General features: G+C 53.1%; 8 protein-coding genes and 1 tRNA gene. 8 read left to right on the top strand and 1 reads right to left on the bottom strand.

What is annotated here, in order from left to right; genetic code table 11:
* Position 1: 1 nt before the first annotated feature.
* A complete protein-coding gene (locus HMPREF1323_RS06970; protein ID WP_009433450.1) occupies positions 2-1,078 on the bottom strand; it encodes a DUF4837 family protein in 1,077 nt (358 codons plus the stop codon).
* 894 nt (positions 1,079-1,972) lie between these two features.
* Here HMPREF1323_RS06970 and alaS point away from each other — a divergent pair.
* From alaS to HMPREF1323_RS06930, 8 genes are all read left to right on the top strand, one after another.
* On the top strand, positions 1,973-4,609 hold the full coding sequence (alaS, locus tag HMPREF1323_RS06965) for an alanine--tRNA ligase (protein WP_009433468.1): 2,637 nt from the start codon (positions 1,973-1,975) through the stop codon (positions 4,607-4,609).
* A gap of 16 nt (positions 4,610-4,625) precedes the next feature.
* Positions 4,626-5,687, top strand: a complete 1,062-nt coding sequence (aroB, locus tag HMPREF1323_RS06960; protein WP_009433456.1) for a 3-dehydroquinate synthase — start codon at positions 4,626-4,628, stop codon at positions 5,685-5,687.
* 66 nt (positions 5,688-5,753) lie between these two features.
* Positions 5,754-5,828 (top strand) — tRNA-Pro (locus HMPREF1323_RS06955).
* Positions 5,829-6,072: 244 nt separating this feature from the next.
* Positions 6,073-7,836 carry an aspartate--tRNA ligase gene (aspS, locus tag HMPREF1323_RS06950; protein ID WP_044124196.1) on the top strand — a complete coding sequence of 588 codons (1,764 nt, stop codon included), beginning with the start codon at positions 6,073-6,075 and terminating at the stop codon, positions 7,834-7,836.
* Positions 7,837-7,853: 17 nt separating this feature from the next.
* Positions 7,854-8,402, top strand: a complete 549-nt coding sequence (locus tag HMPREF1323_RS06945) for an IS1096 element passenger TnpR family protein (protein ID WP_044124195.1) — start codon at positions 7,854-7,856, stop codon at positions 8,400-8,402.
* Positions 8,383-9,309, top strand: a complete 927-nt coding sequence (gene miaA, locus HMPREF1323_RS06940; RefSeq protein WP_009433459.1) for a tRNA (adenosine(37)-N6)-dimethylallyltransferase MiaA — start codon at positions 8,383-8,385, stop codon at positions 9,307-9,309. The genes HMPREF1323_RS06945 and miaA overlap by 20 nt, the downstream gene beginning before the upstream one ends.
* A gap of 703 nt (positions 9,310-10,012) precedes the next feature.
* Complete coding sequence (locus HMPREF1323_RS06935; protein WP_009433488.1) at positions 10,013-11,164, top strand: hypothetical protein; 1,152 nt, start codon at positions 10,013-10,015, stop codon at positions 11,162-11,164.
* A 57-nt stretch (positions 11,165-11,221) separates the two neighbouring features.
* Positions 11,222-12,148: PQQ-binding-like beta-propeller repeat protein (locus tag HMPREF1323_RS06930; RefSeq protein WP_009433484.1), on the top strand; the 927-nt coding region annotated here is incomplete at its 3' end.

Genomic DNA, 12,148 nt, shown 5'->3' with positions numbered 1-12,148 from the left:
GTTAGAAGCCCTTGGTGTAGCGAGCCTTGAGGATGATCCCTGGGTCAAAGGCCTTGACAGCGCTGGGGCGGAAGGAGTAGAGCGAAGACTCCATCATGCGGATGAGGTGGAGCTTGTCCTCGTTGGGGCGGTAGACGAAGCCCTCGAAGACGTAGACCTTGCCTGCAGCCTTGTCGACGACAGCATGGCTGACGAAGGGGCCACCCATCATCGCACCGCCTTCCATCTTCCACAGACCACGGAGTTCAGCACGCGCTGTCTCCTCTTCGGGGAGCTGTACACGGCGGTAGAGGAGGCCATAGTTCTGCTCGGTGCAGGGGTAGGAGCCTTCGAATTCGCCTGAGATATTGGCCTTGAGTACGGAGTCACGCTTCGCAACCAGAGCATCAAGGCTGATATCCTTGGGGCTGTGATAGGGGTAGGTGTAGACGAGGATGTCGTGACGAGAGCGCATGGAGGAGTTGGACATCCAGAGGAAGTCCTTGCCGACACGCTTATTGCGAATATCCTCAGGGACATTGACGCGATGAGCGAAGAGGCTGTCGACAAGCTCGGTAGCCTTCTGGCTGTAGGTCTTAGCGATAACCTCGCCGTAGAGGAAGAGTTCGTGGCGAATGAAGAGATTCATCAGCCCTTCGCCCTGAGTCTTGAGGTAGTTCTGTACCGAGTCGGCGCTGGGTGAGGTCATGCGCGCGACGATCTGCCCCTTGGCCCAGTCGTCATAGCTGTACTTCAGCGAGACCTTTGAGTAGCGCTGAGGGTCGATGTCGAGGAGGAAGACATTGCGGACGAGCTTCAGCGAGCCTTCGAAGGATGGGGTAGGGACGCGCGAGATGCGCAGGGAGGGTTCGCTCTGAGGAAGGGCAGGGGCATCTTCTTCGAGTAGGTCATAGAGTTGCATAGCCATGGGGGACTCGAAGTAGTCCTTATCCATGACGAGCATCAGCTCGCCTGGCTTCCCGATAGCGCTCTGCTGGAGTACAGAGGAGTTCTTGGAGGAAGATTTGCAGGAGCCGAAGGCTAATATGCTTGCGATGAGGGCGGGTAGGGCGAAGCCCATCCGGTAGTTGATCTTCATAAGGCGTATGTTGCTTTGTCTATCGTGCTTATTTACAGTAAGACAAAGATAACCAAAGTGGCACAGACTACCGCAGGGATTAGCTCTGTGCTATGAGGCTCCTTCCTATCCAGTAAATGGGGCGGCTATACGTCGATTTTTGTGGTTGCGAAGGAGCTGGCCTATGTGTAAGTATATCTGCATCTTATGCGAGGTGAAGAAGTGGGCCTCCATAGCTGGGTAAATGAACCTATATAGGTCAGCCTGCCGACCAATATGGGTACGGGGTCGGGCTATATAGGGATGGTGAAGCGAGCTATATAGCTTTGGACTGATCCCTATATAACTTTGTGACGTGACCTATATATAGGTTGTTGCTCCGCGTAGGGATAAAAGTTGCGGACGAGTGGTAGATAAGTTTGGGCTACGTACGTGGCTCTAATATCTACGTATGTGGATATTAGGATTTACGTACCTGGTCTTTAAGACTACGTACATAGACAGAGGAAAACCACTATATGAAGGTACTTTTTCTTCACGAAAACAGCACTTTTTCCTCCGCTGGATAAGAGGAATACTTGCGATAAGGCGAAGGGCTTGCTCGGTCATTTCGAAGGGGGATATCGGGGAGCTGGGCGCACGATGCCTTTGCACTCTAAAAATAGCGGGCAGGACTCGCGGCAACAGTCTCAATATGGGTTGCGAAGGGGGACCGTATAGCGGTGGTATGCAATCCCCATTGCGACGAAGTGATTCTCGATAAGGCTGCTTCCCCTCGCGCGCGTACATTCTCTCTATATGTGTAGAGGCGGGTAGCAAAGAGCTCTCGTGGGGTAGGGCTTCTACACTACCTATAAATAGCGTACCTTTGCGGGACAAATAAAGTATCATATAATAGTAAGCAACAACGACACAATGACCTCTAAAGAGATTCGCGAGTCATATAAGTCTTTCTTCCAAAGTAAGGGCCACACGATCGTACCATCAGCTCCGATGGTGGTCAAGGGCGACCCTACTCTGATGTTCACGAACGCAGGGATGAACCAGTTCAAGGATATCATCCTCGGTAATGCCGAGATCAAGCATAGCCGCGTGGCGGACTCACAGAAGTGCCTTCGCGTAAGCGGTAAGCACAACGACCTCGAGGAGGTGGGCCATGATACGTACCACCACACGATGTTTGAGATGCTTGGGAACTGGTCCTTCGGGGATTACTTCAAGCACGAAGCTATTGACTGGGCCTGGGAATATCTGACTGAGGTACTCCACCTCTCCCCCGAGCGCCTCTATGTGACGGTCTTCGAGGGGGCTCCAGCCGAAGGCCTTGAGCGCGATGACGAGGCTGCCTCTATCTGGGCAAAGCACCTACCAGCTGAGCGCATCATCAACGGGAATAAGCACGACAACTTCTGGGAGATGGGCGACCAAGGCCCCTGCGGTCCTTGCTCTGAGATCCATATCGACATCCGCTCTGACGAAGAGCGTAAGGCTGTCGATGGCCTCACGCTGGTCAACCAGAGCCACCCCCAGGTCATCGAGATCTGGAACCTCGTCTTTATGCAGTACAACCGTAAGGCCGATGGCTCTCTCGAGCCTCTGCCTAAGCGGGTCATCGATACGGGGATGGGCTTCGAGCGTCTCTGTATGGCTATGCAGGGGAAGACGTCGAACTATGATACCGATATCTTCACCCCGATGATCCAGGCTATCGCCACGCTCACGGGGATCGAATATGGCGCTGATCAGAAGTCGGATGTCGCTATGCGCGTCATCGCTGACCACATCCGTACGATTGCCTTCGCTATCACCGACGGTCAGCTCCCCTCCAACGCTAAGGCGGGCTATGTTATCCGCCGTATCCTACGCCGTGCTGTCCGCTACGGCTACACCTTCCTCGGCCGTCGTGAGGCCTTCATGTACAGCCTCCTGCCCGTGCTTATCGAGACGATGGGCGATGCTTATCCCGAGCTTATCGCTGGTCGCGAGCTCATCGCTAAGGTGATGCGTGAGGAGGAAGAGAGCTTCCTGCGTACGCTGGAGACGGGTATCCGCCTGCTGGATAAGCAGATCGAGGAAGCAAAGAAAGCTGGTAAGACCGTCCTTGATGGGCACGATGCCTTCGTCCTCTACGATACCTATGGCTTCCCCCTTGACTTGACTGCACTGATCCTCACCGAGCAGGGCCTGAGCGTCGACGAAGCGGGCTTTGATAAGGCCATGCAGGAGCAGAAGGAGCGTGCACGTAATGCCGCTGCTATAGATGCAGGTGACTGGCAGGTCGTCAATGATGGCTCTGCTGTACGCTTCGTCGGCTATGATACCCTCGAGTGCACCACGGAGATCCTGCGCTATCGTGAGGTGAAGCAGAAGAATGCTACCTTCTATCAGGTCGTCCTCTCTGAGACTCCCTTCTATGCTGAGATGGGTGGGCAGGTAGGTGATAAGGGCTTCCTCATCGCCACCGATGGCACGAAGTACGAAGTCTTTGATACCAAGCGTGAGAACAACCTCGCTATCCATCTGATGAAGAAGCTCCCCGCTACGCTGGAGGGTGACTTCCGTGCCGTGGTTGACGAAGAGCGTCGTCACCGTATCGAGGCTAATCACTCTGCTACGCACCTCCTGCATGAGGCTCTGCGTGAAGTCCTCGGCTCGCACGTCGAGCAGAAGGGCTCGTTCGTCTCTGACGAGGTCCTGCGCTTCGACTTCGCTCACTTTGCGAAGGTAGAGCCTGAGCAGCTCCGTGCTGTCGAGCGTATCGTCACGGCGCGTATCCGTGCCTGCATCCCTCTGCAGGAATATCGTGAGGTGCCTATTGACGAAGCTCGCGAGATGGGGGCTATGGCTCTCTTCGGAGAGAAGTATGGGGATCACGTCCGTGTCATTCGCTTTGGCTCATCGACCGAATTCTGTGGGGGGACGCACGTCGCCTCTACGGGTGTGATCGGTACGCTGCGCATCACGAGTGAGTCCTCCGTAGCTGCAGGTGTACGCCGTATCGAGGCTGTCACGGGTGTAGCCGCTGAGAACTACCTCTATGAGCAGGCTGATATGATCGATGCTATCCGCCAGCTCTTCAATAATAGCCCCCAGCTGATGACGGCTATCCGTAAGACCCTTGAGGAGAATGCCGAGCTCGGCAAGCAGGTAGGGGAGTACGTCCGTGAGCAGATCGCTGAGAAGAAGCGTCAGCTGCTGGAGAAGCGTGTCGAGGTCGGTGGTGTCCGCCTCTTCCTCGTCGAGAAGGAGGTGCCTGCTGAGATCGTCAAGGATATCGCCTTCCAGATTGCAGGCGAACTGCACGAGCCCTTCGTCTTCATCGCCGCTTGCGTAGAGCCCAGCTCTTCTAAGCCCAGCCTGACGCTTATGATCAGCAAGGATCTGGTAGAGTCAAGAGGCTGGAACGCTTCACAGCTCCTCCGTGCTGCTGCCAAGCATATCCAGGGCGGTGGTGGCGGTCAGCCTCACTTCGCTACGGCAGGTGGTAAGAACGTCGATGGACTCAACGCTGCTGTCGAAGAGCTCCTATCCGCTATGGAGCTGAAGGCATAAGCCTACCCCTGTACGGATGATCATCGGTACACAGATACTCGATCACAAGCTCCCCTCAGTCGCTGAGGGGCTGGCTTGCGATCGACTCTTTTTAGTCCTGGAGGAGCGTGTCGCAGAGCTCCATCCCGACCTCCTTCCTCAGCTGCAGTCTGCACTTCCCGAGGCCATATGTCGTACGCTGCGAGGTGGCGAGGAGTGCAAGACGACGGAGTCGCTGGGATTCCTATGGACTTGGCTCAGCGAAGAGGGGGCTACTCGTCGTAGTGTCCTCGTTCTCGTTGGTGGAGGAGCCCTGCTTGACTTAGGGGGCTTAGCTGCCTCGACCTATATGCGTGGCATAGCGACGGTCTATGTGCCGACGACACTGCTGGCGATGGTCGATGCCTCGGTAGGGGGGAAGACTGCGATTGACTTCCTCGGGGTAAAGAACCTCATTGGTTCCTTCCACCCTGCCCATGAGGTCATCGTCGATATTGACTTCCTGCGTACTCTCCCCTTAGAAGAACTTCTCTCAGGCTATGGTGAGGTCGTCAAGCATGCCACCCTTATGGGAGGAGAGGCCTGGCGAGAGGTCTGTCATATTGGCGACCCCGTTGGCCTTATGGATGACGAGTGGCAGGCCCTCATCGAGAAGAGTATTGCCTACAAGGCATCCATTGTGGAGGCTGATCCTACGGAGCGAGGGCTTCGTCGTATCCTAAATATCGGGCATACGGTAGGGCATGCACTGGAGGCCTACTCACATCAGAATGAGTTTCGCCGCACGCTCCCACATGGTGAGGCCGTCGTCTTCGGGCTACTCATCGAGAGCTATATCACGATGCGCCAGCGTGGGACGAGCAAGGAGTACATCCGTCAGCTGATGACCTTGGCCCGTGAGCTCTACTCGCCCTTCTTCTATACCTGCAAGGATTACCCCGAACTGCTTCGTCTTATGCGGCATGATAAGAAGAACTCAGCAGGCACCATCACGCTCATGGGCGTCATCGAGCCTGGAAATATCGAGGCGGTAGAGGTTGCGGATGAGGGAGTTATTAAGGAAGGGCTTGATTTTCTTCGCGAGACATTTGGTAGTTAGCCACCTTCTCCTTATCTTTGCAGCGCAAAAGGGACAAAGCCCACGTGGCAAGTCTCCAAGAGCACTCGGGATGTAGCTCAGCCCGGTTAGAGTACTCGTCTGGGGGGCGAGTGGTCGCTGGTTCGAATCCAGTCATCCCGACTGAATATAATGCGAGTAGAAGTGAATCCACTTCTACTCGCATTGCTTTTATAGTCCCCTATACTAAGGTATGGCTATGGTGCTTCGCTCTGGGTGGAGGATCCTGCGATGGTGCCTTACTGCTCTCTATCTATTACCTGCGCTATAAATCCCCCGTAATCTTTTGTATTTTTGTAGAGAGAACAAGCACTTATCACTCGGTGTGCAGGCCTCTGGCTGGCTACCGATCAAGGAAAAAGAATATATGTATCGCACTACTACCTGTGGCGCTCTGCGCCTCAGTAATGTCGGGGAGCAGGTGACGCTCGCTGGCTGGGTCCAGAAGGCACGCCGTATGGGCGGGATGACCTTCATCGACCTTCGTGACCGCTATGGTATCACTCAGCTCGTCTTCAATGAGGCTCACGTAGGCGAGGCTCTCGTCTCTGAGGCTGAGAAGCTCGGTCGTGAGTACGTCATCCAGATCACGGGTGAGGTCACCGAGCGTGAGAATAAGAATCCTAAGCTCCCTACGGGGGATATCGAGATCTCGGTCAAGACGCTGCGCGTACTCAATCCTGCAGAGGTGCCTCCCTTCACTATCGAAGATGATACCGATGGTGGGGACGACCTGCGTATGAAGTACCGCTACCTTGACCTGCGTCGTAGCTGCGTACGCTCCAACCTTGAGCTGCGTCACCGCTTCGCTCTCGCCGTGCGCCGCTATCTTGATGGTCAGGGCTTCCTCGAAGTAGAGACGCCTGTCCTCATTAAGTCTACGCCAGAGGGCGCTCGTGACTTCGTCGTGCCCTCTCGCATGAACCCTAACCAGTTCTACGCTCTGCCCCAGTCTCCTCAGACCTTCAAGCAGCTGTTGATGGTTAGTGGCTTTGACCGCTATTTCCAGATCGTCAAGTGCTTCCGTGACGAAGACCTTCGTGCGGACCGCCAGCCTGAGTTCACTCAGATCGACTGTGAGATGAGCTTCGTCGAGCAGGAGGATGTGCTGACGATCTTCGAGGGGATGACCCGCTATCTCTTCAAGGAGCTGCTCGATCTCGATATTCAGACTCCCTTCCCACGTATGAGCTGGCACGATGCGATGAAGCGCTATGGCTCTGATAAGCCGGATACACGCTTCGGCATGGAGTTCGTTGAGCTCAAGGACGTGCTCTCCGGCCATGGCTTCTCCGTCTTCGATGATGCAGCCTATATCGGTGGTATCTGCGCTGAGGGTGCTGCAAGTTATACGCGTAAGCAGCTCGATGCTCTGACTGACTTCGTCAAGCGTCCGCAGATCGGTGCTAAGGGCATGGTCTATGCTCGTATCGAAGCTGATGGCACGGTCAAGAGTAGTGTCGACAAGTTCTACAGTCAGGAGACGCTGCAGGAGCTGGCACGTGCGATGCAGGCCAAGCCCGGTGATCTGATCCTCATCCTCTCAGGTGATGATGCGATGAAGGTGCGTAAGCAGCTCTGCGAGCTTCGTCTTGAAGTGGGCAATAAGCTTGGTCTCCGCGATAAGACAAAGTTCTCCTGCCTCTGGGTGGTTGACTTCCCCCTCTTCGAGTGGGATGAAGAGACCCAGCGCTTCTACGCTATGCACCATCCCTTCACTTCTCCCAAGCCTGAGGACGTACCTATGCTCGAGACGGATCCAGGGGCTGTGCGCGCGAATGCCTACGATATGGTCATCAATGGTGTAGAAGTCGGTGGCGGCTCGATCCGTATCCACGACAGCAAGCTGCAGGCACGTATGTTCGACCTCTTAGGCTTCACTCCCGAGAAGGCACAGGAGCAGTTCGGCTTCCTCATGAATGCCTTCAAGTATGGTGCACCTCCTCATGGTGGTCTGGCCTATGGCTTGGATCGCTTTGTCTCCCTCTTCGCAGGGCTGGATAGTATCCGTGACTGCATCGCCTTCCCCAAGAATAATGCTGGGCGTGATGTGATGATTGATGCGCCTTCGCTGATCGATCAGGAGCAGCTTGATGAGCTTTATCTCAGCCTTGTAACCCCGACGAAGTAGCCTAATCCCTTAGACTTATGGTATATCGCCTATTAATGCTCTCCGATGAGAATGACTTCTTCAAGAGAGAGCTTCAGATCGACTCCGAAGCCACCTTCCTTGAGTTGAATGACTTTATCCTCGACTCGCTGGTCTATGCTCGTGACGAGCTGACGACCTTCCACATCTGTGATGAGGAGTGGCAGAAGGAGCTTGAGATCACGATGATGGATATGGGAGCTTCTTCGGATGAAGATAGCTACCTGATGGCTGATACACGCTTGGAAGATCTGCTGGATCATAAGGGACAGCACCTCTTCTTTGTCTTCGATATGCTGAGCGAGCGTGGCTTCTTTATCGAGCTGGCAGAGCTAATCCCAGGCAAGAGTCTTGATAAGCCTGTCGTCACAAAGGCTGAGGGTAAGGCTCCTAAGCAGCTGGAGAGCATTGAGGTAGCAGCTTCCCGTCTGGCAACGCCTGCTACGGGTGAGCCATGGGATGACGAACTCTTCTCCGACGAATCCGTCGATGAAGGGGATATCGACCTCGAAGGCTTCGATATCGCTGATGCAGAGAGCCTCTACTAAGCAGGAGTATCTCCCTACACTTATCGTGCTTGTTGGCCCCACAGGGGTAGGCAAGACGGCGCTTAGTATTCGCCTCGCGCAATACTTCGGTTGCAGCATCCTCTCGGCAGACTCTCGGCAGATCTTCCGTGAGATCCCTATAGGCACAGCAGCCCCCTCCGATGAGGAGCGGGCTGCTGTGCCTCATTATTTTGTCGGGACAAGGTCGGTCACAGAGCTATATAGTGCCGCTACCTTCGAGAGTGAAGTCCTGGAGCTCTTGCCTCAAGTCTTTGCTGAAAGTTCTTCTTCCACGGCACTTCTCTCCGGAGGCTCTATGATGTATGTCGATGCTATCACGAAGGGAATTGATAGTATGCCAGACGTGCCAGAGGAAGTCCGCTCAGCTGTCTGGGAACGCTATGCCGCGGAAGGGCTTGACGGAATCCTTGCGGAGCTGCGTCTCTTGGATCCAGTCTATTATAAGGCGGTTGATCCGAAGAACTATAAGCGTGTGCTCCATGGCTATGAGGTGTGTCTTGCTACAGGGTGCCCCTTCTCCTCTTTCCATACGGGGCAGCAGAAAGCTCGTCCCTTCCGTATTGTCAAGGTTGGGCTTACCCGAGATCGCGAGGAGCTCTATGAACGAATTGATAAGCGCGTCGAGCTGATGATCGAGGCAGGTATGGTGGAGGAAGCCCAGCGAGTCTATCCACTTCGTAGCCTTAATGCGCTCAACACCGTGGGCTACAAGGAACTCTTCTCCTACTTTGATGGCGATATTGACTTTGCTGAGGCGGTACGACTTATTCAGCGAAACAGCCGGCACTACGCTCGCAAGCAACTCTCTTGGTGGCGACGTGATCCCGAGATACGGTGGTTTCATCCCGATGCCTGGGAGGAGATAATTGCTTACATCCATCAATAGGGACTTTGTTCCAATATAAGTATGGGGTGCATACCACTAGTGGTATGCACCCCATACTTATATTGCTTTAGCGGCAAAGCAATAGTGTCAAGACCCCATACCAATAGGAGACTGTTGCCGCGAGTCCTGTCCTCTACTTATTGTGCTAAGACATCGCACGCCCAGCTCCCCGATATACCTCTCCGAAGCGGTCAAGCAAGCCCTTCGCCTTATCGCGAATATTCCTCTTATCCTGCGGAGGAAAAAGTATCCTTCTCGTGAAGAAAAAAGTGCCTTCGCGTAGTGGTTTTCCTCTGTCTATGCACGTAGTCTTAAAGACCAGGCACGTCAATCCAAATATCCACGTACGTAGATATTAGAGCCACGTACGTAGTCCAAACTTATCTGCCACTCGTCCGCAACTTTTATCCCTACGTGGAGTAATAACCTATATAGGTCAGCGGGGCGACCAGTATTGGTCGACGCGCGAACCACTATAGGTTACTACCACCGACCACTATTGGTTGACTCGTGAACCACTATAGGTTTGCACCACATACCACTATTGGTTTGTACCACGGGCGAGTAGTGGTCTGCATCCCCTCCTCCGCAAGCCGGCATTCTACCGCGCCTCTGCGTCCCCGCTGTACTCCCCGCCGAAAGGGCTAACTTTGACAGTGAATTCCCCATCATCCCCCAAAGGAAATAGCTTATTCAGACGACAATGATAGCCTACAAAGAGATTGCCCAAGTCAAGAATGTGAAGGGCCTTAACCCCATCACGGGAGACTATTCCTATGAGGAGAATGGGCGGGGCTACCTCTGTATTGATGGTGTCTTGCTTGAGAAAGAGGAAACCGCAAGTAAGATCATTTCTGTAGGCGAATACGTCTATGTGTGGTATAATCGCTATGGAACCATAGAGATCTATTCGGGGCATACCTTACTCAAGACATTTCAGAAGGAGGTGTATTTCTTTGATAGAAATGTGGGCCCTTACATTAGGCACCAAGTCCGTGATCCCAAGACCTTTGAGGCGAGTGAGAATATCCTTTCGGTCTCAGACGGGCAACCTCTCTTAGCACAAAACGTCCCTTACCGCTTGTATAAAGTGGGTGAGGAGGTCATCGGTTATAAGATCTTCGAGTATAAGCTTAGTCGTTTAAACTACTCTGGCGAGGTGCTGTGGACCTTTGACTTCCCCCTGTGTCCTCGTAGCGGTGAACCTGATGATCTTGATAAAGTGCTTGGGCTCACGCATGGTATGCTTTGGGTATGTACTGGTCTCTCAAGACTTATAGCTCTGGATCTGGAGACGGGTAAGCCTATACATCAGTTCTCCTCGGCAGCCTCCGACAAAGCAAATCCAGCCTACACATATGTCAGAGGCTTCGCTTACTTTTTCTTTCGCGAGGCGGATAAAGCTATCATAACGATCAGCAATTGGGGGATACATATCCTCAATGCTACTACAGCTGAATTTATCGAGAGCTATGAGTTCTCAGAAGTAGATTCTTCTGGACGAGAGGCGTTTGAGTTTCTCGATGCCGCACGACTATACGGAGATTGCCTTACGTTCATCGCACAGCGACACTGGGAGGCGCATGGCTACCGTTGTGCTGGGATCTTCGACTTGAAGGCTCGCCGGTTCATCTGGATAGGAGATATCATTTCATTGGAAGAAAAGATGTCTACGGGTAATCACCTGATTGCACAGTTCCCATTACAGATGGAAGGGAATAGGCTCTACATAAAGGATGCTGAGAACACCCTGCATATCTACCAAAAGGAATGGCGGCTAAAGGCGCAGGTGCGCCCGCAGAGCGAAGCGACCGCCTCCGCTGCTTGCGCCCCCACTCCCACCGTGGGGAGGTAGAGCGGCCTATATGGGTCGACACGCGAACCACTATAGGTGTTTATAATAAACTAGATCATGAAGATAAAAGAAGTACGAGAGATCATAAGAGGAGCTGAATACATACGGAACAGTCCTCTAGGCATTATGTGGTTTCGCGGAGAAAGCACAGAACTGAATGGGGTTGAAATTTCGAAGAAGGAGCTTTTTCTTCGGGATGGTTTGCGAGGAGGGGTATTTGCGGCTATGATTCCTAATGGAGACATCTACGAGATGACTTCGAGTGGGATTAAGCTACAACTACAAGTAGATGAAGCTGTAGGATATCCGAAGATAGGTGAACTCCCCCATTTCTATATAATGAACAAATGGGATGAAGCAACAGGCGATCACGTCTATAGATACATTCAAAATGGGGAGGTGTTATGGACTAGATCATATCCCTATAGACTTATCGAACAGTTTGGAAACTATGCTCTCCTATGGGGCACCTTAGGAGGACCGAAGGAAGGTGGTTGCCAGCTCATCGAGCTTGCTACTGGGGCTGTGCTTTGGGAATTAGACCACCCAGGTGCTTGTGTCAGCCAAGTTTACCCCTATGAGGATAAGGTCGTTATCGTATGGTTTCGGGAAATAGAGAATAAGAGTACCAATCGGGTGCTGTGTGTGGAGGTGCCATCAGGGACGGTATTGTGGGAGAATGATGCTGCAAGGAAGTACCAAAAATATGGAAACGACAAACTAGTATTCTTCTACTCTTCACTTTGGGAGGATGGATATGAGCGTGGAGATAATCACCAGCTTGCAGAGCTAGACGTACGGACTGGAGCCTTTCAAATGTATAAGTTCCCAGGCTATAACACCAGCACATATGTAACGACGGTCTACAAAGACTATCTTTTCTACGGGACACTCAACTATTACTTCTACGTTGGGGCTATCGACTTACGTACGCACGAGATGCTTCCAGAGGTTAAGATTGACTACACACCAGGGAATCTTAAC

This window comes from Porphyromonas sp. oral taxon 279 str. F0450 (assembly GCF_000292995.1).
Lineage (GTDB): Bacteria > Bacteroidota > Bacteroidia > Bacteroidales > Porphyromonadaceae > Porphyromonas > Porphyromonas pasteri.
This window is presented reverse-complemented; position numbering and strand designations above follow the sequence as displayed.